Source organism: Rhodospirillales bacterium, assembly GCA_016872535.1.
GTDB lineage: Bacteria > Pseudomonadota > Alphaproteobacteria > Rhodospirillales > 2-12-FULL-67-15 > 2-12-FULL-67-15.
Genome location: VGZQ01000021.1, coordinates 17,013 through 42,213 on the forward strand (window position 1 = coordinate 17,013; position 25,201 = coordinate 42,213).

22 protein-coding genes are annotated in these 25,201 nt (G+C 62.9%); 15 read left to right on the forward strand and 7 right to left on the reverse strand.

The genetic code is table 11. The features are described 5' to 3' along the window. The first annotated feature begins 65 nt into the window (after positions 1-65). From FJ311_05985 to FJ311_06005, 5 genes are read left to right on the forward strand one after another with little or no spacing between them, the layout of a single operon-like run. Entirely contained in the window at positions 66-1,046 is a 981-nt protein-coding gene (locus FJ311_05985) for an ABC transporter permease (GenBank protein MBM3950985.1), read from the forward strand. After that, entirely contained in the window at positions 1,043-1,879 is an 837-nt protein-coding gene (locus FJ311_05990) for an ABC transporter permease (protein ID MBM3950986.1), read from the forward strand. The genes FJ311_05985 and FJ311_05990 overlap by 4 nt, the downstream gene beginning before the upstream one ends. Then, on the forward strand, positions 1,876-2,853 hold the full coding sequence (locus tag FJ311_05995) for an ABC transporter ATP-binding protein (GenBank protein MBM3950987.1): 978 nt from the start codon (positions 1,876-1,878) through the stop codon (positions 2,851-2,853). The genes FJ311_05990 and FJ311_05995 overlap by 4 nt, the downstream gene beginning before the upstream one ends. Beyond that, positions 2,850-3,878, forward strand: a complete 1,029-nt coding sequence (locus tag FJ311_06000) for a dipeptide ABC transporter ATP-binding protein (protein MBM3950988.1) — start codon at positions 2,850-2,852, stop codon at positions 3,876-3,878. Before FJ311_05995 ends, FJ311_06000 begins: the two co-directional genes overlap by 4 nt. After that, entirely contained in the window at positions 3,719-5,116 is a 1,398-nt protein-coding gene (locus tag FJ311_06005; protein ID MBM3950989.1) for a Zn-dependent hydrolase, read from the forward strand. Before FJ311_06000 ends, FJ311_06005 begins: the two co-directional genes overlap by 160 nt. 156 nt (positions 5,117-5,272) lie before the next feature. Here FJ311_06005 and FJ311_06010 read toward each other — a convergent pair whose 3' ends face one another. After that, complete coding sequence (locus tag FJ311_06010; GenBank protein MBM3950990.1) at positions 5,273-6,883, reverse strand: choline dehydrogenase; 1,611 nt, start codon at positions 6,881-6,883, stop codon at positions 5,273-5,275. Positions 6,884-7,167: 284 nt separating this feature from the next. Between FJ311_06010 and FJ311_06015 the strand changes: the two genes are divergently transcribed. The 8 genes from FJ311_06015 to FJ311_06050 all read left to right on the forward strand — a co-directional run bounded on the left by FJ311_06015 (position 7,168) and on the right by FJ311_06050 (position 15,138). Beyond that, complete coding sequence (locus FJ311_06015) at positions 7,168-8,004, forward strand: IclR family transcriptional regulator (protein MBM3950991.1); 837 nt, start codon at positions 7,168-7,170, stop codon at positions 8,002-8,004. 25 nt (positions 8,005-8,029) lie between these two features. Continuing rightward, positions 8,030-9,343, forward strand: coding sequence for a histidinol dehydrogenase (gene hisD, locus FJ311_06020; GenBank protein MBM3950992.1), 1,314 nt, complete (start codon positions 8,030-8,032; stop codon positions 9,341-9,343). Continuing rightward, positions 9,344-10,123, forward strand: a complete 780-nt coding sequence (locus tag FJ311_06025) for an SDR family oxidoreductase (protein MBM3950993.1) — start codon at positions 9,344-9,346, stop codon at positions 10,121-10,123. A 28-nt stretch (positions 10,124-10,151) separates the two neighbouring features. Then, complete coding sequence (locus FJ311_06030) at positions 10,152-11,192, forward strand: zinc-binding dehydrogenase (GenBank protein MBM3950994.1); 1,041 nt, start codon at positions 10,152-10,154, stop codon at positions 11,190-11,192. Further along, complete coding sequence (locus tag FJ311_06035; GenBank protein MBM3950995.1) at positions 11,186-11,908, forward strand: sulfite exporter TauE/SafE family protein; 723 nt, start codon at positions 11,186-11,188, stop codon at positions 11,906-11,908. The genes FJ311_06030 and FJ311_06035 overlap by 7 nt, the downstream gene beginning before the upstream one ends. A 137-nt stretch (positions 11,909-12,045) precedes the next feature. Continuing rightward, positions 12,046-13,158 carry a TRAP transporter substrate-binding protein gene (locus FJ311_06040; GenBank protein MBM3950996.1) on the forward strand — a complete coding sequence of 371 codons (1,113 nt, stop codon included), beginning with the start codon at positions 12,046-12,048 and terminating at the stop codon, positions 13,156-13,158. A 32-nt stretch (positions 13,159-13,190) separates the two neighbouring features. Continuing rightward, positions 13,191-13,832: a TRAP transporter small permease subunit gene (locus FJ311_06045; GenBank protein ID MBM3950997.1), complete on the forward strand. Its 642-nt coding sequence runs from the start codon at positions 13,191-13,193 to the stop codon at positions 13,830-13,832. Beyond that, entirely contained in the window at positions 13,822-15,138 is a 1,317-nt protein-coding gene (locus FJ311_06050; protein MBM3950998.1) for a TRAP transporter large permease subunit, read from the forward strand. Before FJ311_06045 ends, FJ311_06050 begins: the two co-directional genes overlap by 11 nt. 278 nt (positions 15,139-15,416) lie before the next feature. Here the strand turns inward: FJ311_06050 and FJ311_06055 are convergent, their stop codons facing one another. The 6 genes from FJ311_06055 to FJ311_06080 all read right to left on the reverse strand — a co-directional run bounded on the left by FJ311_06055 (position 15,417) and on the right by FJ311_06080 (position 23,426). Beyond that, the gene (locus FJ311_06055; GenBank protein MBM3950999.1) at positions 15,417-15,992 is read right to left on the reverse strand and encodes a DUF2478 domain-containing protein; all 576 of its coding nucleotides are present in this window, start codon (positions 15,990-15,992) and stop codon (positions 15,417-15,419) included. Positions 15,993-16,339: 347 nt separating this feature from the next. After that, positions 16,340-17,038, reverse strand: a complete 699-nt coding sequence (locus FJ311_06060; GenBank protein ID MBM3951000.1) for a respiratory nitrate reductase subunit gamma — start codon at positions 17,036-17,038, stop codon at positions 16,340-16,342. Further along, positions 17,031-17,612 (reverse strand): nitrate reductase molybdenum cofactor assembly chaperone, encoded by a 582-nt coding sequence (narJ, locus tag FJ311_06065; protein ID MBM3951001.1) that lies wholly within the window; start codon positions 17,610-17,612, stop codon positions 17,031-17,033. The genes FJ311_06060 and narJ overlap by 8 nt, the downstream gene beginning before the upstream one ends. Continuing rightward, positions 17,605-19,167 carry a nitrate reductase subunit beta gene (gene narH, locus FJ311_06070; protein MBM3951002.1) on the reverse strand — a complete coding sequence of 521 codons (1,563 nt, stop codon included), beginning with the start codon at positions 19,165-19,167 and terminating at the stop codon, positions 17,605-17,607. The genes narJ and narH overlap by 8 nt, the downstream gene beginning before the upstream one ends. A 39-nt stretch (positions 19,168-19,206) precedes the next feature. Next, a complete protein-coding gene (locus FJ311_06075) occupies positions 19,207-22,959 on the reverse strand; it encodes a nitrate reductase subunit alpha (protein MBM3951003.1) in 3,753 nt (1,250 codons plus the stop codon). Beyond that, positions 22,956-23,426: a cytochrome c gene (locus FJ311_06080; GenBank protein ID MBM3951004.1), complete on the reverse strand. Its 471-nt coding sequence runs from the start codon at positions 23,424-23,426 to the stop codon at positions 22,956-22,958. The genes FJ311_06075 and FJ311_06080 overlap by 4 nt, the downstream gene beginning before the upstream one ends. 281 nt (positions 23,427-23,707) lie before the next feature. Between FJ311_06080 and FJ311_06085 the strand changes: the two genes are divergently transcribed. Then, positions 23,708-25,021, forward strand: a complete 1,314-nt coding sequence (locus FJ311_06085; GenBank protein MBM3951005.1) for a NarK/NasA family nitrate transporter — start codon at positions 23,708-23,710, stop codon at positions 25,019-25,021. Then, a partial coding sequence (locus FJ311_06090) for a hypothetical protein (protein ID MBM3951006.1) occupies positions 25,014-25,201 on the forward strand: 188 nt, incomplete at its 3' end. The genes FJ311_06085 and FJ311_06090, both read left to right, overlap by 8 nt.

Sequence of the window (25,201 nt, forward strand, 5' to 3'; positions counted from 1 at the left end):
TTTCGCCGCGCGGTGGATGTGACGCGCACAAACGGCTCTGACGCATCCGAGGAAACGTCGACTCCATGCGTAAAACTACCCTGGCATTCGTCGTCCGCCGATTGTTGCATCTGGTACCGGTGGTGTTTGCCATTGCCGCGATGAATTTCCTGCTGATCAAGCTGGCGCCGGGCGATGCGGCCGACATCCTGGCCGGCCAAATGGGCCATGCCACCCTGGAGTTCACCGAACAACTGCGCCGCAGCTTCGGGCTCGATCTGCCGCTGGCGGAGCAATTCGTCGTCTATATCGGGCGGCTGCTCCGGCTCGATTTGGGCATGTCCTTCATCCAGGGCGTGCCGGTGCTCGACCTGATCGCCGACCGTCTCCTCGCCACCGTCATCCTGATGGTCGTGGCGATCGTTCTGGCCGTCGGTGTCGGCGTCGTGCTCGGCGTCGTCGCGGCGCGCCGGCGCGGCACATGGATCGACACCGTCATCTCGGTGTCGGCGCTGATCGTCTACGCCACGCCCGCGTTCTGGCTCGGCCTCATGCTGATCGTGCTGTTCTCGATCGTGTTCGACCTGCTGCCGTCGGGCGGCATGATGAAGATCGGAGCGGATCTGAGCGGCTTCGCCTATGCGCTCGATGTCGCGCGGCATTTAATTCTGCCGGCGGCGACTCTTGGCCTCTTTTACGTGGCGATCTACACCCGCCTCATGCGCGCGGCCATGCTCGAAGTCTATAGCCTCGATTTCATCACCATGGCGCGGGCCAAGGGCCTTTCCGAAACGACGGTTGCCTGGACGCACGCGTTACGCAACGCGCTGCTGCCGGTGGTGACGCTCGCCGGCGTGCAAATCGGGCATTTGCTCGGCGGTTCGATCCTGGTCGAAACCGTGTTCGGCTGGCCGGGACTCGGGCGGCTGGTGTTCGACGCGTTGTTGCAGCGCGATCTCAATCTGCTGCTCGGCATTCTTTTCGTTTCCTCGATCGTGGTGGTGATCGCCAATCTGATCGTCGACCTTCTCTACGGTTTCCTCGATCCGCGCATCGTCCACAAATGAACATTCTCTGGGCCTTCTGGGCACGTTTCCGCAACAATCGCGCCGCCGTGGGCGGAGCGGTTGTGCTTGCGCTCGTGGTGCTGCTGGCCCTGGTCGGGCCCTGGCTCTATCCGGTCGATCCGTTCGACATGGTCGGGCGGCCGTTCATGCCGCCGTTCGCGCGCTTCCCGCTCGGTACCGACGTTGCCGGGCGCGACATCCTCGCCGGAATTATTCACGGCGCACGGATCTCCCTGCTGATCGGAGTGATGGCCAGCCTGGCGGCAACCGCCATCGGCGTCACCTTCGGCGCGCTCGCCGGTTACTACGGCGGACGGATCGACGACGCCCTCATGCGGATCACCGAATTTTTCTTGACTATCCCGTCGTTCGTGCTCGCGGTCGTGCTGGTGGCGATCTTTTCGCCGACGGTCGCCAACATCACCATCGCCATCGCCATCGTGTCCTGGCCCTCGGTCGCGCGCCTCGCGCGCGGCGAATTCATCGCCCACCGCGACCGCGAATACGTGCAAGGTTGCCGCGCCATCGGCATGCCGGATTGGGAAATCATCCTGCTGCAGATCATGCCCAACGCGCTGCCGCCGGTGATCGTCGTCGCTTCGCTCACGGTCGCGACCGCGATCCTGACCGAATCGGGGCTGTCGTTCCTGGGACTCGGCGATCCCAACCTGGTGTCGTGGGGCTATATGATCGGAGTCGCGCGCACGGTTTTGCGCGTCGCGCCGTGGATGGCGGCGATCCCCGGACTGATGATCCTGGTCACCGTGCTCGCTATCAACCTGGTCGGCGAGGGCTTGAACGATGCGCTCAACCCGAGGCTCAAGCAGCGATGAGCGCCGTGATCGAGGTGCGGGACCTCTCGGTGCATTTCCGCACCACGCTCGGCGTCGTCAAGGCGGTCGAGGGACTTTCGTTCGCCATCGGCGAAGGGGAAACCATGGCGATCGTCGGCGAATCCGGCTCCGGCAAAAGTACGGTCGCGCACGCGCTTCTGCGTCTGGTTCCCGATCCGCCGGGAAAGATCGTCGCCGGGCATGTACGGTTCGAGGATCAAAACCTGCTCGATCTGTCCGACGCTGCCATTCGCCACGTGCGCGGGCGGCGCATCGCCATGATTTTCCAGGACGCCATGGCCGCCCTCAACCCGGTCTTTACGGTCGAACGTCAGATCGGCGAAGTGCTGCGCCTTCACCTTGGCCTCGCTCCCGATCGGATCGCGGCCGAAGTGGTCGAGCTGCTGCGCCTGGTCGGCGTGCCGGCGCCCGAGGCGAGGGCGCGCCAGTATCCGCACAACCTCTCCGGCGGCATGCGCCAGCGGGTGATGATCGCGATGGCGCTCGCCTGCCGGCCGAAGCTGCTGATCGCGGACGAGCCGACCACCGCGCTCGACGTCACCGTTCAGGCGCAGGTGCTCGACCTGATCCAGTCGCTGAAAGCGCGCTTCGGCATGGCGGTGCTGCTGATCACCCACGATCTCGGCGTCGTCGCCGAAACCGCGCATCGGGTGATCGTCATGTACGCCGGGCGCAAGGTCGAGGAAGGCGCCGTCGGCGATATTTTCGGCGACCCGCGCCATCCCTACACCCGGGGTCTGCTGGAAGCGGCCAAGCGCGAGGAATCCGAAGGCGCGTTCCTGCGCGAAATCCCGGGCACGGTGCCGTCGCCGTTCGAGATGCCGAAGGGATGTAGCTTCGCGCCGCGCTGTCCCGACGCGTTCGATCACTGCCGGATGGAGATGCCGGAGTTGCGGGATGTCGCGCCGGGCCGTCCCGTCGCCTGCTTCGCGGCGCAAGGGGCGTCCCGATGACGCCCATCGCCGAAACGGTTCTCGAAGCGCGCGACCTGGTCAAGCATTTCCCGGTCAAGGAAGGGCTGTTCGCTCCGACGCGCGTGGTACACGCCCTCGACGGAATTAACCTGACCCTGGCGCGGGGCGAAACGCTGGCCATCGTCGGCGAATCGGGCTGCGGCAAGTCGACGCTGGCGAAATGCCTGATGCGCCTGGAGGAACCGACCGGCGGACGCATCGTCGTCTTGGGGGAAGATGTCACGCACGCCGGCAAACGAGCGCTGCGCGGCCTCCGGCGCCATTTGCAGATCGTGTTCCAGGATCCCTACGCCAGCCTCAATCCGCGTTGGTCGATCGGCGCGATCGTCGCCGATCCGATCCGCCTGCACGAATCTCTCGACCGCCGCGCGCGGCGGGACAAGGTGATCGAACTGTTGCGTACTGTCGGCCTCGGTCCCGAATTCGTCGAGCGCCATCCGCACGAACTGTCGGGCGGCCAGCGCCAGCGCGTCGCCATCGCCCGCGCGCTCGCTGTCGGACCGTCGATCATCATCTGCGACGAACCGGTTTCCGCCCTCGACGTGTCGATTCAGGCCCAGGTGATCAATCTTTTGAAGCGGTTGCAACGCGATCTCGGCATCGCCTACGTGTTCATTTCCCACGACCTGGCCTTGGTGCAGCATATCTCCGACCGTATCGCGGTGATGTATCTGGGCGAAATCGTCGAGATCGCCGATACCCGCGCGCTGCGGCAGCGGCGCCTGCACCCCTACACCCAGGCTCTGTTCTCGGCGGCGCCGGTCGCCGATCCGAAACTGGCCGGATCGAAGAACCGGATCATCCTCGCGGGCGAAGTGCCAAGCCCGCTCGATCCGCCCGCCGGCTGCCGCTTTCATACCCGCTGTCCTTACGCCGAGGCGCGCTGCCGCGCCGAGGCGCCGCCGCTGCGCGCGGCCGAGGATCGTCTCGTGCGTTGCCATTTCGCCGGCGAGCCGGGATTTCCGCCCGCGCGCGTTGGACCCGCGCGGGGGATCGAATCGTGAAACGGAAATACGCCTGCGACGCGGACCGGCTGCTTGGCGCTCTCGACGAGGTGTCCGCGTTCGGGCGCACGGCGGGCGGCGGGGTAACGCGTCTCGCCGCCAGCCGCGAAGACGGCCAAGCCCGCGATTGGCTTCGCGCGCGCCTGGCGGAGGCGGGGGCCCGTGTCCTGATCGACGCGGTCGGCAACATGTACGGCGTATTCCCGTGGGCCGGGCCGGACGCACCCTTCGTCTTCGCCGGATCGCACCTCGACAGCCAGCCCGCCGGCGGCCGTTACGACGGGGCCTACGGTGTCGTCGCGGCATTGGAAGCGGCGCGCGCAATCGCGCGCACGACGGCGCGCGGCGGCCCGAAGCCGACCCGCAATCTCGCCGTCGTCAACTGGACCAACGAGGAAGGCGCGCGCTTCGCCCCAAGCACCCTTGGCAGTGCGGTCTACGCCGGATTGGTCGAAACGGAATTCGCGCTGGCGCGCGCCGACGGCACCGGGATCACCTTGGGTTCGGCTTTGGAGGATATCGGCTATCGCGGCGGCGACGCGCCGCCCCGGTCGTTGGCGGCCTACCTGGAACTGCACATCGAACAGGGCCCGGAACTCGAACGCGAAGGAAAAACCATCGGCGTGGTCGAGGGCAACTGGGGCACGGTGAAATACGTGGTCGAGATCGTCGGCGAAGCGGCGCACACCGGCCCGACCGCCATGGCGCGGCGCCGCGACGCCCTGCTGCCGGCGGCGGAATTGATCCTGTTCGCACGGGGGCTGTCGGATCAAACCGGGGGCGCGCTGCTGTCCTCGGTCGGGCGGCTCGACGTGCATCCCAATTCGACCAACGTCGTGCCGGGCCATGTCCGACTGTACGCCGAATTCCGCGACGCCGACGCGAATCGCCTGGAAGACACCCGCGCCCGGTTCGAGGCCCGGGCGCGTGCGCTTTCGACGCCATCGGTTTCGGTGGCGCTGACGCGTACCGTCGATCGACCGGCCGGCGCGTTTGATCCGGCCTTGCGCGCGCTCATTGAGCGGGAAGCGCACGGTGCCGGCTACGCCACCCATAGGCTCGCGACCGTCGCCGGGCACGATTCGATACCGCTGCGCGCGGTCGCGCCGTCGGCGATGATCTTCGTGCCCTCGGTCGGAGGCGTCAGCCACAACGAGACGGAATTCACCCCGCCCGAGGACCTTGCCGCCGGGGCCGATGTTTTGACCCGCGTGTTGACGCGACTGATGACATCGTAACGCCGTGGGACGGGAAAAGTCGCGTCCCTACGGAGGCTTCGGCCGCACGTACACCCCGCACGACGGTTTCCACATAGCGGCTGCCGTCCGTGCGATAGCCGCGCGGCAGAGCCGGTTCGACTCGGCAAGGGGTGGGACGAGATTAAGCCCTCAATATTAAGCGCAAGCGTCCCGCAGAATCATGTCGCTGGCTTTTTCGGCGATCATGGTGACGGGCGCATTGGTGTTGCCGGAAACCAATGTCGGCATGATCGAGCAATCGACGACGCGCAATCCGCCGACGCCGTGAACGCGCAGACTCGAATCGACGACGGCCATGGGATCGTTACCCATCTTGCAGGTTCCCGACGGGTGAAAAATCGTCGCTCCCTGCTCGCGGCAGAAGGCGAGCAGTTCATCGTCCGATGTCGCCGCCGGGCCGGGACGGTATTCTTCCCGAACATAAGGACGCATGGCGTCGGTTGCCGCCAAGCGCCGGGCGAACTTGACGGCGGCGACGGCGCAGCGGCGATCGAGCTCCGTGGACAGATAATTGGGCCGCATGGCGGGCGGCTGCCAGGGATCGAGGGACTGGATCCGTACCGTTCCGCGCGACGACGGGCGAAGCTGGCAGACGCTGAAGGTGAAGCCGGAAAACGGATGCGGTTTGGCGCCCGCCATGTCGGCCGAAAGGGTGGCAAAATGAAACTGGATGTCCGGCGTGCGGGATTCCGGCAGAACCCTGGTGAACAGCCCGCCTTGGTTGATGCCGACGGCGAGCGGACCGGAGCGGAGCAGCAGCCATTGCAAACCGATTTTGGCGGCGCGAATCCAGGACCGAAGATCGTCGTTGGTGGTGATGGGCTTCGCGCACTTGAAGATCAATCGGAATTGAAGGTGGTCTTGAAGATTTTCGCCGACGCCGGGAAGATCGGCGACGACATCGATAGCGAAATCGCGCAGTAGCCGGGCGGGACCGATGCCGGACAATTGAAGCAGTTGCGGGCTTTGCAGGGCGCCCGCCGCCAGGATCACTTCCCGGCGTGCGCCGGCGACGAATCGCCGGCCGTGCCTGGCGTATTCGATGCCGACCGCGCGCGGCCGTTCCCCGGGCGGATTGGTAAAAACAATTCTCATGGCCTGAGCATCGGTTGCGACGGTCAGGTTGACGCGTCCGCGCGCCGGTTTCAGATAGGCGACCGCGTTGCTGCATCGCCAGCCGTTGCGCGTGAACAACTGGTAATAGCCGACGCCTTCCTGGGTCGCGCCGTTGAAATCGGGGTTGCGGGGAACGTCCAGGGACTGCGCGCCCTTGATGATCGCCTCGATCAGTTCGTGCGGCTCGCCGATGTCCGAGCAGCTTAAAGGGCCGTCGCCGCCGTGCCAGTCGTCGGCGCCGCGGCTGTTTCCCTCGAGTTTCTTGAAATAGGGCAGGACGTCCCTGGCGCTCCATCCGGCGTTGCCGAGTGCGGCCCAGTGGTCGTAATCCGCGTGCTGGCCGCGGATGTAAATCAAACCGTTGATCGAGGACGATCCGCCGAGGCAGCGTCCGCGCGGCCAGTAGATTCGTCGGTTGTCCATTCCGGCCTCGGGTTCGGTATAGAACTCCCAGTTGAAAACCGGGTGGAACATCGTCTTGGCATAGCCGATGGGAACGTGAATCCACGGATAATCGTCGACCGGACCCGCTTCCAGCAAAAGAACACGATGCCGGCCGCCGTCGCTCAGCCGATTGGCGAGAACGCACCCGGCGGTTCCGGCACCGACGATGATATAATCGTAACCCATCCCATCTTCTCGAAAAAACTGCATTTATTCAAAAAATGGAACATATAGTTCCATAATAGCCGCCGACAGTATTGTTCTCCGCAACGATCGTGTCTAGCATGTTGCGGCCCGCCGACGCGATCGGTCGGGCCGAACAGGGCGTGCGGGATTCGCCATCGGGCACATCGAAGGCCAGGCGTTCGCGCGGGGAGAACCGGGAGGGAGGACGCGACGATGTTTCGCTCGGCGCCTTGGCCGACTGACGGGCAAGACGCTCGAAGCGTTCCGTCGGGGCGGATGCGATAATGGGGCAACGCGCGGCGCTTAAGCCGGTACGGCACGCACAGCCGGTCGCGGAGTTGATGGAACGCGATCCCGCGATCGTTCGTGGGCTGAAAATCGTGGAATTGGTGGCCCAGGCGGACAGGCCGTTGCCGCTGACGGCGATCGGTGAAAGCGCTGGTCTTTCCAAGGCAACGGCGCATCGCATTGTACGTCTTCTCGAACGGGAAGGTTTTCTCCGCCGCGAGCCGGATTCCCGCCGCTTCGAACCCGGTCACCGGCTGGTCGGCATTTCCCTGGACGTTTTGCGGCATTCCTCGCTGCGCGGGGAGCGGCACGCCATCATGCAGGCGCTGGTCCGGAAGATCGGCGAAACGTGCAACTTCACCATGCGTGACGGCAGCGACGTGGTTTATATCGACCGCGTCGAGGCCGATTGGCCGTTGCGGTTGCATCTGCAGCCGGGCTCGCGCGTGCCGTTGCACTGCACCGCCAGCGGCAAGTTGTTCCTCAGTCACCTGTCGGCGCGCGAACGCCGCCGGCTCCTGGCGTCGCTGCCGTTGGCCCGGTGCACCGATAGGACCGTCACCGATCCGCGCGCGCTCGAGACCGCCTTGCGCGAGATTCGCCGTACCGGGGTTTCGACCGACAACGAAGAATTCCTGAAGGGATTGATCGCCGTTGCCGTGCCGGTGACGGATCCGCGCAACCGCAAGCGGATTTGCGGGGCGCTGGCCGTTCACGCGCCGACCGTCCGATTGAGTCTCGCGCGGGCAATGGAGCACGTGGAGGCGTTGCGCGCGACGGCGGCGCGTCTTTCGCGGACGCTGGGACAAGCCGCATCGGCGGTCAAACGATAAAGATCGGGGAAACGGCGAGCGGGCCATGGCAATCGAATATCTGAAAAAGGCGGCGAAAACGCCGGAAACGGAAACTTCCACTGCGGAAAAGGTCGTGGCGGAAATGCTGGCCGAGATCGAAAAAGGCGGCGAACGGGCGGTCAGGGATTACGCGCTGAAGCTCGATAAATGGAGCGGCGATATCTTGGTGTCGGCCGAAGAAATCGAGCGGCGGACACGGGGTATTCCGACATCCGTCAAGCGCGATATCGAATTCGCCGCCGAACAAGTAAGGGCTTTCGCGCTGGCGCAGAAGGCATCGCTGAAGGAGTTCGAAACCGAGTTGCGTTCGGGCGTCACGGCCGGCCAGCGCGTCATCCCGGTCAATGTCGCCGGATGCTATGTCCCGACCGGACGGTACGCGCACATCGCGTCGGCCTACATGGGCATCGCCACCGCCAAGGCGGCCGGGGTGCCGACCGTGATCGCGTGCTCGACGCCGTTCCGGGGCGAAGGCATCCATCCGCAGGTCTTGTACGCGATGAAAGTGGCGGGTGCCGACGTCATTATGACCCTGGGCGGGGTTCAGGCGATCGCCACGCTCGCCTACGGGCTGTTCACGGGCAAGCCCGCCGACATCATCGTCGGGCCGGGAAACAAGTTCGTCGCCGAGGCCAAGCGCAAGCTCTACGGCAAGGTCGGCATCGACGTTTTCGCCGGCCCATCGGAAGTGGCGGTCATCGCCGACGATTCCGCCGACCCGGCCCTTGTCGCCTCGGATCTCGTGGGACAGGCCGAACACGGCCACGAATCTCCGGCCTGGCTTTTCACCACTTCTCGCGTCTTGGCCGAGGACGTCATGCGGCGCGTTCCCGATCTGATCGCCAAACTTCCCCCGACCGCCCGCGACGCGGCCGGTGCCGCGTGGCGCGACTACGGCGAGGTGATCCTGTGCGGCTCGCGCGACGAAGTGGCTTCCATTTCCGACCGTTATGCGAGCGAACACCTGGAGGTTCACGCGCGCGACCTGGATTGGTGGCTGCGGAATTTGACCTGCTACGGCTCCCTGTTCCTGGGCGAGGAAACGACCGTCGCTTTCGGCGACAAAACGTCCGGCCCCAATCACATTCTTCCGACCAAGGGCGCGGCGCGGTACTCGGGCGGGCTTTCGGTCCATAAATTCATGAAGACGCTGACGTGGCAGCGCATGACCAAGGCCGCGGCGAAGGAAATGGCCCTGGTCACCGCCCGCATTTCCCGGCTTGAGGGGATGGAGGCCCATGCCCGGACTGCGGACGACCGGCTGGCCAAGTATTTCCCCGGCGAGACGTTCGATCGCGGAACGCCGGTCGAGGCGTGAATGAGCGGACAATCCTTCCTGCAACGCTGTTTTTCGCTCGACGGTCGCCGCGCCTTCGTTACCGGGGGCAATTCCGGTATTGGTGCGGCGATGGCGCTGGCCCTGGGGCTGGCGGGCGCCTGTGTCATCATCGCGGGGCGGCGGGAAAAGGAAAATCGCGAAGCCGCTGCGCGCCTCAAGCAAGCCGGAATCGAGGCCGACTCTTTCGTTTGTGATCTGTCGAACCAGGACGCACTGCCGGACATCGGGCGGACCGTCGCCGGACGATGGCCGGATGTCGAAATTCTCGTCAACGCGGCGGGGGTCAACCTGCGCGAGCCTTTTGCCAAGGTCACGCCCGAAACCTGGCAGACCCACATCGCGCTTCATCTTTCGGCGCCGTTCTTCCTGACCCAGGCGTTGGCGCCCGCGATGGCGGCGCGCGGCCGGGGGCGGATCATCAATCTGGCGTCGCTGCAATCCTACCGGGCGTTCGAAAACGGCGCTTCCTACGGCACAGCCAAGGGCGGCATCGTGCAACTCACCCGGGCGATCGCCCAGGAGTGGTCTTCGCGCGGGATCACCTGCAACGCCATCGGGCCCGGTATTTTCCCGACGCCGCTGACCGATCCGGTTTTCAAGAACGAAACCTTGGCTGCCCGTCATGCCGCGCAAACGGCCATCGGCCGAAACGGCCGGGATGAAGATCTTTACGGCGTCACCGTGTTCCTGGCCAGCGATGCCTCCGCCTACATCACTGGACAGGTGATCATGGTGGACGGCGGATACACGGCGAAGTGAAACGGCAAAGGAGCAGGGTCACGCCGCGATGAAAGCCTTAGTCTACACCGCCCCCAACGAGGTCCATCTGCTCGATCGGTCGTATCCCGATCTGGCGGAGGGCGAGGCGATCGTCCGTATCGAAGCGGTCGGCATCTGCGGATCGGACATGCACGCGTTTCGCGGTCACGATCCGCGCCGAAAGCCCGGTCTCGTGCTGGGGCACGAATTTTCGGGGGTTGTCGCGGAATCGGCGGACAAAACCTTGAGGTCCGGCACGCGCGTGACCGGCAATCCCCTGATCGTGTGCGGACGATGCGAATATTGCCGGCAGGGACGGGACAATCTTTGCGCCCACCGCACCATGGTCGGCATGACCCGGCCGGGTGCTTTCGCCGAATACATGAGCATTCCGGCGGCGGCATTGATTCCGATCCCGGACGATCTCGATCTGACCAAGGCCGCGTTGACGGAACCGGCGGCGACGGCGCTGCACGCGGTCAATCTTTCCGTTCGCCAACTGGCGAAACCGCTCGCCGATTGCCGCGTCTTGATTCTGGGGGGCGGCGCGATCGGGCTTTTGAGCACGCTGCTCTTGAAAGGCCGCGGCGTCACGCGCCTCGACGTCGCCGAGGTCAATTCGGAAAGGCGGATGCGATTGCAAGCCGTCAGCGGGTATCCCGCCCACGATCCACGGGAAACGCCGCCGGCCGAGTCGAGCGCGGACTATGTGATCGACGCGGTCGGATCGGCGGCGACGCGCAAGGCGGCGCTTCATGCGGTCCGTCCGGGCGGAGTGGTCATGCACATCGGGCTGCAGGATTGGGCCAGCGAAATCGATATGCGCAAGCTGACGTTGGCCGAAATCGCCCTTCTCGGCACCTACACCTACTCGACGGCGGATTTGCGCGAAACGGTAAGGGCGCTCGCCGGCGGCGACTTCGGCGACCTTTCGTGGATCGAAACCCGACCGCTGTCCGAAGGACCGGCGGCCTTCGCGGATTTGCATCACGCGCGGGTTTCGTCGGCGAAGATCGTTCTTCTTCCGCACGCGGCCGACCCCCGAATAGGCGCGGCTTCGGCATGCTGACGGATAATTTGCCATGGTTCTTGATCATCGCGATTGCGGCTGGGCTTGTGCGGGGACTGACGGGTTTCGGCGGCGCCATGGTTATGACTCTTCCCCTGGCGTGGCTGCTCCCGCCCGGGGAAGCCATATCCGTCGTGCTGTTGATGGAGAGCATCGCCGCCGCGCCGCTGCTTCGCCGCGCATACGCCCATTGCTCGGGAAAGACATTAGTGCCCATTTGCGCGTTCGCCGCCGTTTTTCTGCCCTTCGGCGTTCTGGCTCAATCGCGGATGGATCCCGATGCCATCCGGACGGGAATCGCGTTGCTGGTTCTGGTCTTTTCCGTGTTGTTGATGTTCGGCGCCGGAATTCGGAACACACCGCCGCGCTGGGTTTCCGGCGCGGTGGGAAGTTTGAGCGGATTTCTGATGGGCTCGACCGCGATCGGCGGCCCCATTGTTGTCATTTACCTCATGGCGTTGAAAGATCCGCCCGAGGTCTCGCGCTCGAATCTCATGATCTACATTACGTTCATCGCCAGCTTCGGGCTTTTGATTCTGGTTTTGAACGGGCTCGTCGGCCGGTCGGGACTTTATCTGATGCTGCTGATGACGCCGATTTATCTGGTTGGCGGATTCGGCGGCGAACGCTTGGCCCGCACCTTGCCGGTGAATGCGCTGCGCCGCTTCACGCTTTCGTTTCTCGCCCTTTCGGGGCTGGCGTCCCTTTTTTTCTGATGAAGTCGCAAACAACGAAATCCCCATATGAATCCGCACGTGGAGAAAGGAGGCCAACGACAAGATCCTTCGTTGCGAGTGCATATCACCTACAAGTACGATGACACATCCAACACAGGGAGACCGATATGAAACTGTTGAAAGCGATATGTGCGATTGTGGTGGGAGCCGGCCTGATGGCGGCTCCGGACGTTGCCGACGCGCAAAGCAGAACGGTCAAGATCCGCGTTCAATCCGTCATTCCGACGTCGGCCGACGAAGTGACCATGCTGAAGGACTTCGCTAAGGATGTCGCCGATCTGACCAACAATACGGTTCAATTCGAGGTTCTGCCGGCGGGCGCGGTCGTGGCCGTCGCCGATACCCTGGACGCGGTCGACAAGGGCCTGATCGAGGGCGGCTTCGCCTGGACTCATTATTGGTCGGGCAAGCACCCGGCGGCGACTTTGTTCGGCTCGCCAGCCGCGGGGTCCGGCGTCGGTATGGACAATTTCGCCTGGCTGTCGTGGTTCCTCTACGGCGGCGGTCAGGCGCTTTACGACGAGTTGTGGAAGGAAATGAAGGTCAACGTGAAGGGATTCATGCTCCAGCCGGTCGGGCCCGAGGCGCTCGGCTGGTTCAAGAATCCGATCACCAGCATGGACGATTTCCGCAAGCTCCGCTTCCGCACGCCGCCGGGCATTCCGGGCCAGATCTATAAGGATATTGGCGTCGCTTCGGTGGCGATGGGCGGTGGCGACATCCTGCCGGCTCTGGAGAAGGGCGTCATCGATGCGGCCGAATGGTGCTGCCCCAAGCCCGACATGACCTTCGGATTCCAAAAGGTTCTCAAGAACTACTATCTTGAGGGCCTTCATCAGGTGGTCGTGAATGCCGACCTCTATCTCAACGGCGATCTCTGGAAGAAATTGACACCCGGCCAGCAGAAGGCCATCGAAGTGGCGGCCAACGCGTCGCTGACCAAATCGGTTGCCTATCGCATTCACGAAAACGGCAAGGCCCTGCAGGAACTGACGACCAAGCATGGCGTGATTCTGCGCGACACGCCGCCCGAGTACTTCAAGCTCTACGGCGAAGCGGCACTGAAGAACTTCGAGAAGAACGCGAAAGAAAACGCTTTCTTCAAGAAAGTTTGGGACAGCCAAAAGGCGTTCGCCGATACGGCCATTCCGTTCTGGGCGCGCGCCCAGAAATCGAATGCCGCACTCGGCACCGCCTACGCCGACGTACTGGCCAAAGAGAAAAAATAACGGCGCTTTGAAGAGTGCAAGGAGGGCGGCAAATGCCGCCCTCCTTCTTTTCAAGAGGAAACCGCATGACGGAACATCTTGAACCCATGGACGAGATGATCGCCGGGCGGCGCGCCGGCGATCCCGATCATCTTCCCGGCGACATGCTCCCGTGGATGCGGCATGCCATCGCAAGGATCGATCATTTTTCCATTTTGACCGGCAAGGTCATTTGCTGGCTTTCGCTCCCCCTGATGGCGGCGATGGTCTACGAAATCGTCGCGCGGTACCTGTTCACCGCGCCGACGGCGTGGGCCTACGACATCAGCCGGATGATTTACGGCGCCATGTTCGTTCTCGGCGCCGGGTACGCCCTGCAGAAGGGCGTGCACATTCGTTCCGATTTCCTCTATCGGGACTGGCCGGTGAGGACGCAGGCCAAGGTCGACCTGGCCATGTACGTCGTTCTCTATTTTCCGACCATGCTCGTGCTCGTGTGGTTCTCCGGCGAGTGGGCATGGACCTCGGTCGTGCGCACGGAACGGGGAATGGACACCACCTGGATGCCCTACCTGGGTCCGATCAAGATGTGCCTGCCGATCGGAGTCGTGGGGCTGATCCTTCAAGGTTTTTCCGAAACGTTGAAGGCTGCTTACGCCTCCAAGCATGGGAAATGGCCCGGCAATGGAAACTGAACTCATCGGCTTGCTCATGGTCGTCGCCATGCTCGGCGGGATCTTCGTCGGATTTCCCATTTCATTCGTTTTGATTTTCCTGGGAATCGTTTTCGGTTATTGGGGGTTCGGGAAAGTAGTTTTCTACCAGCTCACCCTGCAATTCTACTCGTCCATGATGGAGCAAACGCTGGCGGCCGTGCCGCTGTTCGTATTCATGGGCGTTATGATGGAACAGGCGAACCTGATGGAACGCCTGTTCAATTCGGTTCAGAAGCTTCTCGCCAAGGTACGCGGGTCGCTTTATCTCGCCGTCATGTTCGTCGCGACAATATTCGCCGCGGCGACGGGAATTGTCGGCGCATCGGTCACCATCCTGGGGATCATGTCGGGCAAGCCGATGATCCGCTCGAACTACGACGTCAAGCTTTCCGCCGGGTTGATCGCCGCCGGCGGGACATTGGGCATTCTCATTCCGCCGTCGATCATGCTGGTGGTCATGGGGCCGATCCTCCAGGTTCCGGTGACGACGTTGTTCGCCGCGGCGATCCTGCCCGGCATCCTTCTCGCGGTGCTGTTCACGGCCTACGCCATGATCCGCTGCTGGATCGACCCGACTCTCGGTCCGCCGCTTCCGTCTGAGGAGCATTTGAAGAACCTCGGCGAGGCCTGGATGGAGTTCTTCAAAGGACTGGTGCCGCCGGCGCTGCTGGTTCTGGCGGCGCTGGGAAGCATCATCTTCGGCATCGCGACGCCGACCGAAGGCGCGGCGTGCGGCGCTGCGGGTGCCCTTCTGCTGTGCGCGGCCTACGGGCGCCTGACGATGGAAAACCTGAAGGACGCCCTCATCAAGACGCTCGAGATTTCCGTCTTGATCTTGTTCCTGGTCGGGGCGTCGAATTTCTTCGGCGCCGTGTTCGCCCGGCTGGGCACCCCGGGCATGCTGGTGGATTTCCTGCTGAATTTGAACCTAAACCGCTACGTGATCCTGGCGATCATCATGGGCGTCATTTTCCTGCTGGCTTGGCCCTTGGAATGGGTTCCGATCGTTCTGATCGTGGTGCCCTTCCTGATCCCCCTCATAGATAAACTGGGCTTCGATCTTGCGTGGTTCGGAATCCTGGTTGCCGTGAATCTGCAAACGGCGTGGCTTTCGCCTCCCGTGGCGCTGTCGGCCTACTTTCTGAAGGGGGTGGTTCCGGAATGGAATCTTGGGGATATATACAAGGGCATGTCCCAGTTCATGGTTCTGCAGTTGCTGGGATTGGTCTTGGTGGTCGTATTCCCCGGGATCGCGTTATGGCTGCCCGAAGTGTTGGCTAAGTAAACGCCACTCACTCTCCTTCGCAGCGGGGTCTGGCCTCGGATGTGCCGTGCGGCGCCGGCGTGTCCTGCCGCCGAGAAGGGATAGGCCAACAAGATCGTCTCGGGCCGCGCCGGGCGGAGATCTTGAGTGCTCAGACAGGTCTCCGATTCCGACGTGATCCGTTGGATTAGGTTGTCTCAATCGGAAAAGGTTGGCGGAGGGAGAACATCTGAAATCCAACGTTCTCTCGCAAGATTACGCTCCTCCCCGCATGATTATGAGGATATTTATCTCCTGGATTAGGTCCGCTTAGGGAAGAGTGCTTCGGTTGGCAACACGGTTTGGGCGGATGCCGCGAACGCGGCCGATTCACACCACGTCATGACGGCATCAAGTTCGGGCCCGAGCGATGCCGCCAGGTCGCCGTGGTACGCCCGCCAGGGCGCGAGATACGGCTCGCGCACGGCCGTGAGCACAGGGATCCCGGCGGAAACCGCCGCCGAAACGCATGTCAACAAGCCTCCGCCGTGCGATTCCGCCCGGCCGAAACGATTGACGACGAGGAGATCGACGCGCTCCTCGATGGCCGCCAGAACCATCGGCACCGTATCGACCAGGCTACGTTCGTCAAGACGACAGTCGGACGTGCGCGCGCCGGGGCCTTCCCAGATGTTGAATTGCCGGCCGCTGCGCAAATCGATTGCCGCGATCGATCCCGCGCGCGAGCCGCGAAGACCGGACATAACCTGGATCAGGCCGCCGAGCCGCAGCCCCTTCGCCGATAGCCGGCCGCACACGCTTGCAAGGAAGGAATCGAGGGTAAACCCGCGCTCGTAAATAATGGCGGCGAGACGAACGGCATCCGTGTCGGCCATGGTCGAACCCCATCCACCGGTCGCCGAATGGCATTCTACGATGCCGCTTCCGCGCGACAATGAGACAATTACAGCGCCGCTCCTGCCGCCGCTTTGACCGATGTCAAATCGGGACAGCCTTTGAGCGAAGTTCGCTCTGATTGCTTCCTCGCTCCCGACTCAGATCCGGTCAGGAAGCCAAAGCCAGCGAATGGCATCATACACAAACAGCCGCACCAGCATGTACCATTCATGTGCCGTGCCATAAGCTAAAGCTAACAAGGCAAGGTCTACGAGCCGGCGATCTGTATGTTGCCGATCATCGCAGAGCGCCAGCGGCTATTTGCGCTTCTTTCCTGCGGGCGCTCTTATTTCTTCAACCCCACGTAACTCCTCATGGAGATCGGCGGACGCGTGGCGTAGCTGAAGGGGAAGCTGAACGCGTGCACGAGCTTGGTGAAGGGCAGATACGCGAAGAAGACGAACGCGACGATGATGTGCAGCTTCATCGTCAGCGGAGCGCCGGCAAGCAACTGAGGATCGGGCTGCAACAGGAAAAGGCTCACGAACCACGGGGCGGCAGCGTACGTGACGCCAAACACCATCTTGACCGCCGCGTGATAGAGGCCAAGACCCGCGATAATGAGCAGGAACACAAGGACGATGTAATCCTCCGCGCTGCTCATCGCACGCAGTTGGGGAATGGCAAACCTTCGCACCAGGGCCCACGCCATCCCGTAGAAAGCGAGCACGCCGCCGAACATGCCAGCCCAGCGGAAGGCCTCGACCCAGGCGGGCCACCCGGCGACGCCTCCGGCCAGGCCCACGATGTGAGAGATAAACAGGATGAATAGACCCCAATGCAACGCAAGTGCCGCCGGTCCGATGGAAGCTCGCCCGAAGAACCCTGATGACCGAGTGGTCCACAAGAGATCGCCGCGCGCGCTCCAGGTCCATCTGCCCCGGGCGATGGTCCGGAAGCCGGTGAAGGCCCGATAGACCGAACCGCCGACGAGCAGAAGAATAGCGACATAGGGCAGTGCGACAAAAAAGAAAACGTCAAACATGGCTCACCTCTCGCGCCTGGGCGATGTCGATCCGCAGCACCCGCTCCAGCGCCTCCAGCAGCCCCGCGTAGGGCGTATTCAATTGGTCCAACTTGGAGCGAATCCGCGGCAGGTAGGGTAACATGTACTCCTTGATGAGTTTCTCCCGGACGGGATCCTGCGAACCGGCTGAAAGGAAGAGGAACTCCACCATCAGTGGCAGGTAATCGGGCATCTCGCTGCGATCCGGGGAGAGCCCCATGTGCCGGTAGACGCCGAGCAGCTCGATCATGTAGCCGTTCCTTTCCGAAAGGCCGGCCTTGGCGCAGGTCTTCGGCTCCTCGAAAACGTGGCTCCCCACATAGAGCGGGCACCGGGGATCGAGTTCGAACAGTTCGACATACTCTTCTTCGGACACGGGGTTGCCCAGGAACCGCGAGAGCAGGGCGGCCGCTTCAGCGTCCGCAGCCTGCAACTGCGCGACCGCTCCCGTGGTGCGCTTTTCGAGGGCCGCCCTGTCGACGTCGCGCGGGCTGCACCATAGCTCGGCGATGCAGCCGTAGGCCTCCCGCAGCACTTCGCCCGCTTCATTCATAGGTCTTGTCCGGCGTATGGTGCGATTTGAAGTAGCTCTTTCTGCGCTTCGCTGGCGCCCAGGGGCCCATGCCGGTGAAACCGGCGAGCCCGCGTTCGGTGTAGGGGCTGATGTCGGCCCCCTCCCGCTTGGTCGTTGGCACGACGAAGCGCTCGTGGTAGAAGGCGAGTGAGACGCTGCGCACGATCCCTTTGGCGTCCTCTTCCGATAACCCGGCCTTCGCGAGCACTTCGAGGTTGGGCTTGCGATCCACCCTCAGGCTACGCTCGTAGTGCCGGACGGCGAGCTGCCGGGAAAGCGACTTCTTCACCTCGTCTTCGTTTCCCGCGGCGAACATGCTCGCGAGGTACTTGAGGGGAACGCGGAGCTTGTCCAGTTCGTCGAGCCCCAGTAGCACGTCGCTCGACTTTTCCATGTCGAAGACGTCCGTGGCAGAGGGAGAGTCCTTTCCGGCGCTCGTCATGAGCGGGCTGAGCGGCGGGATGTAGAAAAGCATCGGAAAGGTGCGGAACTCCGGGTGCAGCGGCAGCGCCAGTTCCCATTTCTTGACCAAGCGGTAGACGGGCGAGCGCTGCGCGGCATCGATCCAGTCATCCCCCAGTCCGCCCTGCTTCGCCGCCTCGATCACGTCCTTGTCAAAGGGATCGAGGATGACGCTTCGCTGCGCGCGTACCAAGTCCTGGTCCTCCGCCCGCAGCGCCTCCTCGACCCGGTCCATGTCGTAGAGGAACACGCCAAACGAGCGGATCTTGCCGACGCAGGAGTGGAAGCACACCGGCGGCATGCCCGATTCCACGCGCGGGTAGCACAGGATGCACTTCTCCATTTTTCCCGACATCCAGTTGTAATACGGCTTCTTGTACGGGCAGCTGGAGATGCAGTAGCGCCAGTTGCGGCAGCGGTTCTGGTCGATGAGGACGATCCCGTCTTCCTCGCGCTTGTAGGCGGCGGCCGACGGACAGGCGCCGACGCACGCGGGATTGATGCAGTGGTTGCAGATCCGCGGCAGGTAGAAGTAGAAGACGTCCCTCAGCTTCAGATAGGCGTCGTGCTCCGCCTTGCTCATCGCCTTGAAGTTCACGTCGTGCTTGCCAGTGACGTGGGCGCCCCCGGCGTTGTCTTCCCAGTTCACGCCCCAGGTGAGCGGGATGTCCTCCTCCTCCGTGACCATCGACTTAGGCCGCGCTACGGGCTGCTGCGTGAGCTGCCGCGAATCGTGCAGATCATCGTAGCTGAAGGTGTATACGTCCTTGCCGTAGTAATCGCCCATCTCCGGCATATGCGGATTGAAGAAGAGGTTGAGGAGCCGGTACGCCTTTCCGCCGTAGCGCAGTCTCAAGCCGTCGGCGTTCTTGACCCATCCCCCCTTCCACAGATCCTGGTTCTCCCACCGCTTGGGATAGCCGATCCCGGGCTTGGTCTCGACGTTATTCCACCACATGTATTCGGCGCCTTCCCGGTTCGTCCAGACGTTCTTGCATGCGACGGTGCAGGTGTTGCAGCCGATGCACTTCTCCAGGTTGAACGTCATCCCAAATTGCGCCTTCACCCTCATGGCCCGCTCCTTGTTGTTTCGCGTCTGTCCCTGTCCCGGCTAGGCGCTCGGCAGCCTGTCCAGGTCCCGTTCCTGGTAAATCGCGCCTTTCTTGCCCGGCGCCAGGGGCATCTTGCGGATAAGCACCCCGTGGTCTCTCTCGGAAGGGCTGGTTCCCCAGTAGTTGATGTAGTAGCTGAACTGCGCGTATCCGCCGATCATCGTGTGCGGGTTCATCAGGATGCGGGTGGTGGCGTTGTTGTTTCCTCCGCGCAGATCGGAGGCGTTACGCTTCTTCGCGAGCGGCGAGAACGGAATATTCACATGGCGCTCCACCTGGTGGTAGGTAATCGCCATGTTCTTCGGTACCTGGTGGCTGACCACCGCCCGCACGACCTCGATGCCGTTCTGGCAGTACATCTCGACCCAGTCGTTGTCGGCGACCTCGATCTCGCGGGCGTCATCCGGGTTGAGCCACACGGTGGGACCGCCCCGCGACATGTGCATCATCGGCCAGTGGTCGCGGAACGAACTGTGGATCTGCCACTTGCCGTGCGGTGTGATGAAGCGGAACACTTTCGATCCGGGTTCCGCCCTGGCGAGATCTATATCACCGATCGCCGCCATGTCGAGCGGCGGTTTGTTAGTCGGAAGCGCTTCTCCCAGTTCTCGGATTCCCTGGTGGTCGTAATACACCTCCTGCCTTCCCGACAGCGTATGCCAGGGTTTTAGCCGCTCGACATTCATCGTCCACGGCCCGAAGGTGCGCTCCTTGCCGTCCTTGTCGCTGAGGATTGCGCTCCACTGTGGCGTAGTGTTGATCCTGCGCGGCTGCGAAATGATGTCCTTGTAGTGGACCTTCTTGTTCCTGACCGCCTCCACCATGTCGGCGAGCGGCAGACCGACCTTCTTTTCCATCTCCTTGAAGAAGAGCCACGACAGCCTGCCGTTCAGTTCCGGCGAAATTTGCAGGATCAGTTCGCACGCCTGCTGCGGTGTCTCGAAGTGCACGCGCCCGTTCTTCACCTCCAGGACCTCGTTGTTCTTCAGTTCCTCCTCGACGATCGGCGTCAGGTCGCAATACTGGCCCTTCGAACCGTAGCCCTTGGGCTGGGACAAGAGCGGCCCGAGCGATACGAGTTTCTCGTACGTCTTTGAGTAGTCGCGCTCGACGATGGCGATGTTTGGGAAGGTCTTGCCCGATACCGGCTCGATGTCCCCCTTGCGCCAGTCCTTCACCGCGCCCATCGGCTGGGCGAGCTGGTCCGGGCTGTCCATCCAGAGGGCGTTCATCACCACTTCTTTCACCGGCTGCGGGAAATGCTTCTTCGCCAGCTCGGAGAACTTGGCGGCGATGAGCTTGAACGCCTCCCAGTCGTGCTTGGTCTCCCAGGGCGGTTCGGTCGCGGGCGTCAGCGGATGGACGAAGGTGTGCATGTCGCCGAACGTGACGTCGTATTTCTCGTACCAGAAGGCCGCGGGCAGGACGACGTCGGCGTAGTTCGCTGTTGAGTCCATACGGATGTTGAGATTGACCAGCAGGTCCAGTTTCCCGACGGGTGAGGGATCGCGCCACTGGATCTCCTTCACCTTGCCCTTCGCCGGTTCGTGGTCCCAGAGCGCGTTGTGGTGCGTGCCGAGGAAGTGCTTCAGCGCCAGCTCGTGCCCCCGCATGCTGGTTCCGATGAGGTTGCCCCGGTACACGGTCAGCACCTTGAGCTGGTTTTCCCTGGCGTCCACGTCGTGGATGGCGAAATTGAGCTTACCGTCCTTGAACTGCCGCACCACCCAGTCCTTGACATCCGCGTCGCTCTTGCAGCCGGCCTTGAGCGCCTCCTGGTAGAGCTCGATCGGGTTCTTCTTGTCCAGTTGTGGGAAGAACGGCAGCCATCCCGAGCGGATCGCGAGCGCGTTCACGTCGGCGGCGTGGTTGTATCCAGGGAGCTTCTTCGCCCCAACGGCCCACTGCGTATCGAGCTGCATGGGGTCGTAACGCCACTGACCGGTATGGAAATACCAAAGCGACGTCGAGTTCATCAGTCGCGGCGGCCGCTGCCAGTCGAGGGCGCCCCCCAGATTCACGAAGGCGGCGTTCAGGCGCGTGTGCTGCGTGCCGACGTAATGGTTGAAATTGCCTCCGTTCACGCCGTTGCAACCGCACAGCGCGAGCATTACGGCCTCACTGCGGTAGTAGAGCGACGCTCCGTGGTAGAAATGCTGCAGCCCGGGCCCGGTGATGAAGAGCGATTTGCCTCTGGTCTTCTCGGCGTTTTCGGCGAACTCGCGGCCCACCTGGATCGCGAGGTTCCGGCTCACGCCCGTCTGCGATTCCTGCCAAGCCGGAGTGTAGGGCTTCGGATCGTCATAGTCGCGCGGGTAGTCCCCTTTCAGTCCCCGCGCCACCCCCGCATGCGCCATCAGGAGGTCGAAGGCGGTGGTGACGAGGATGTCCCCGGCCTTGCCCTTGATTCGCTTCGCCGGCACTTCGCGCAGCAGTTCCTTCGCCTTCTGCCCGTGCCCGTCCGTCTTGCCGATGACGATATTGAAAGTGTCGGTGAAATCGCTAAACGAGACCGTCGCCCTATCGGATCCGTCTGTGAGCAGCGTGAGCAGCGGGTCGAACTCCTCCTTCGTGACTGCGTTCTTCAACTGCAGGTTCCAGTTGCCGGTCGGTTCCTTTTCCCAGCGGAAGCCAATCGACCCGGTGGGAACATGCAGCTTGCCCTGGCCGTCGGCCATGACCAGCTTCCAGTCGGCATTTTCTTCGTTCGCGTACTCCGCAAGGTCCGACGCGCGCAAAAACCGCCCCATCTGGTGCTTGTCGCCGTCGCGATCCAGGACCACCAGGAACGGCAGATTGGTGTACTGCTTTGCGTACTTCGTGAAATAGGGCGTCTCGCGGTCCGCGTAGAACTCCTTCAGGATCACGTGGATACACGCCATCAGGAAGGCGCCGTCGCTTCCGGGAACGAGCGGGACCCAGGTGTCGGCGTACTTCGTCACGTCCGAATAATTCGGCGAGAGCACCACCACTTTCGTTCCCCGGTACTTCGCCTCGGGAAGGAAGTGGCAGTCGGCGGTGCGGGTCATGTTAAGGTTCGACCCCGCGATCACCCAGTACGTGCCGTGGTACCAGTCCGAGCTTTCGCAGTTCTCCGTCTGGTCGCCGAACATCGAGGCCGAGACGTGCGGCAGATCATGGTACCATTCGTAGTAGCTGCAGTAGATGCCGCCGATCAGGTTGTTGTAGCGGTGCCCCGAGATGAAGCTGAGCAGGCTCATCGCGGGGATGGGCGCGAAGTTCGCAATGTGGTCGGCCCCGTATTTCTTGATCGTGTAGATCTGCGCGCCAGCGACCAGCTCGACCGCCTCATCCCAGGTGACGCGCTTCCAGCCGGCCTTGCCCCGCGCCGACTTGTACTGCTTCGATTTCTCGTCGTTTTCGATGATCGCCGCCCAGGCCTCGACGGGATCCTTGCCCTTATTGCGCTCCAGCGCGAAGAAATCCCACAGCACCTTGCGCACGTAAGGGTACTTGGGCCGCAACGGGCTGTACGGATACCACGAGGCCGTCACGCCCCTCTGGCAGCCGCGCGGCTCGACGTTGGGGATGTCGGCGTCGATCTGGGGATAGTCGGTCTTCTGCAGTTCCCAGCAGATGAGCCCGTCCTTGACGAAAACCTCCCAGCTGCAGGCCATCGAGCAGTTCACGCCGTGGCCGGTGCGCACTGAGTAGTCGTACGACCAGCGGTTGCGGTAGAACTCCTCCCAGGAGCGGGAATCCTCGGTGACGTTGAACCATCTGCTGCTCATACCACTCCTCCGTCTGCCTTCTTGGATCCCGCGACAAGGCCGATCAATGTGAATGCGACGATGGCTGCCAGGCTGGCGAGCAGGGTGGAAACGTATTGCCTCGGCAGGCTGTCGGGAGCAGCTTCCGCGGTCTTGAAGAAGGCGATGATTGCCGCGACCTGCGGCTCGGTGAGCCCGAGCTGAGGCATGGGGGCGCCATAAATCTTGACGTTAGCCATCGCGATCGGGTCGTCCTTGCGCATTCGCTCGGGGTCGGCGATGAAGCGCGTGAGCCATTCGTCGCTTCTGCGCTCGGCGACCCCCAACAGGTCCGGCCCGACCAGACGCCCGCCGCCGATGGTGTGACAAGAAACGCAGTTCTCTTGGAAGAGCTTTACGCCTTCCTGCGGCGCGGATTGGGCCTGCGCGGACATCGGCAGCAATCCGGCGAACAACGCCGCCGCGCATAGCTGCAGCACTTCTCTCATTCCGCTCTCCTTCGTCGATACAGTCGAAACTACTGCGAAGCGATGCCATGCGCACGCACTCGTTGGGATTACCCACTCTGCGCCGATCGGACGCTCTGCATGCCGCGCTGCGATCGGAGCACCGTACGATTCGGCAATGAGAACACGAGCTTAATATGGCGGTTTTTCTACCCCCAAGTGGGTAGTTCGTTTTCTTGTCCTGCGGTGCCACTTGGTTTTCAGGAGCGCGGCGTGCACCTAAAGTTTGCGCCCGAACTGGGTGCGTGCGGGGGATCGGGGAGATGGTCTCGCGGGAGTACAAGGGCTGGTCGGTGGTGGTGGCGAGCACGACCGCATTCACGGTGTGCTTCGCCGTGTGGATGATGTTCGCGGTGATCGGTATTCCGATCAAGACGACGCTCGGCTTGAGTGAAACTCAGTTCGGGCTGCTCGTCGCAATGCCGGTGCTCACGGGATCTCTCATCCGCGTGCCGCTCGGAATGCTCACCGACTACTACGGCGGCCGGGTCGTCTTCTTCGTGCTGATGTTCTCGCTCGCGATTCCGGTCTGGCTTGTGTCCCACGCCAGCGCCTACTGGCATTACCTAGCGCTCAGCCTCTTCGTCGGCGCCGTCGGCGGCTCGTTCGCGGTCGGTATCGCCTACTGCGCGCACTGGTTCGAGCGTCGGCGCCAGGGACTGGCGATGGGCATCTTCGGCGTGGGCAATGTCGGCGCGGCGGTGACCAAGTTCGTCGCGCCGTCCCTCGTCGTGGCTTTCGGCTGGCAGATGGTGCCTCAGGTGTACGCAGCGGCGTTACTCGTGATGGCGGCCCTTTTTTGGATGACGACCTACACAGACCCGTCCCATTCCGCCGGAGAGACCCGGAAGGTGACGCTGCGCGCGCAGCTTGCGGTGCTGAAGGAACCGAACATATGGAAGTACTGCCAGTTCTACTCGATCGTATTCGGCGGCTACGTCGCGCTATCGCTGTGGATGACGAAGCACTACATCTCGGAATACGGCTTCGACATTCGGGTGGCGGCCCTGCTTGCCGCCGCGTTTTCCCTGCCAGGCGGCGTGCTGCGCGCGCTCGGCGGCTGGATATCCGACCAATACGGTGCCCACCCCGTCACCTGGTGGGTGATGCTTTTCTCCTGGGTGTGCCTTGCCGTGCTGTCGCTGCCGCAGATCGAGCTGACGATCAAGACGTCCAGGGGCGATCTCAGTTTCGGCATAGGACTGAACGTGTGGCTGCTCACAGCCCTGATGTTCGCGATGGGCGTGGCTTGGGCGATTGGCAAGGCCTCGATATTTAAATACATCTCAGACGAGTACACTGGCCCTAGGCTCGGCACGGTCGCGGGTATGGTCGGCATGTTCGGCGGCCTGGGCGGTTTTCTCCTGCCGATCCAGTTCGGCCTACTGGTCGATCTCACCGGCATTAACAGCACAGTCTTCATGCTGATGTGGGGTGTCACCACGGTGTCGCTGATCTGGATGTACTGGACCGAGATCGTCTCGATTCGAAGAGCGAATAGCGGGGGCAGGGTCGTGCGCTCCGCGGCCGGTCCGACGGAGGCCACTTTCACGATCGGACGTTCCAGAGATGGATGAGGCGTTGAAAAGAACCGGACAGGCTGCGGAATCGCGTTTGCCCGCGCGCTGGAATTTCAATGATCCGGTGTTTTGGGAAACGCGGGGTTGCGGCATCGCCGGTCGCAATCTGTGGATTTCCATCCCGGCGTTAGCGCTTGCCTTCGCGGTATGGCTGCTCTGGAGCGTCGTGGTCGTGAA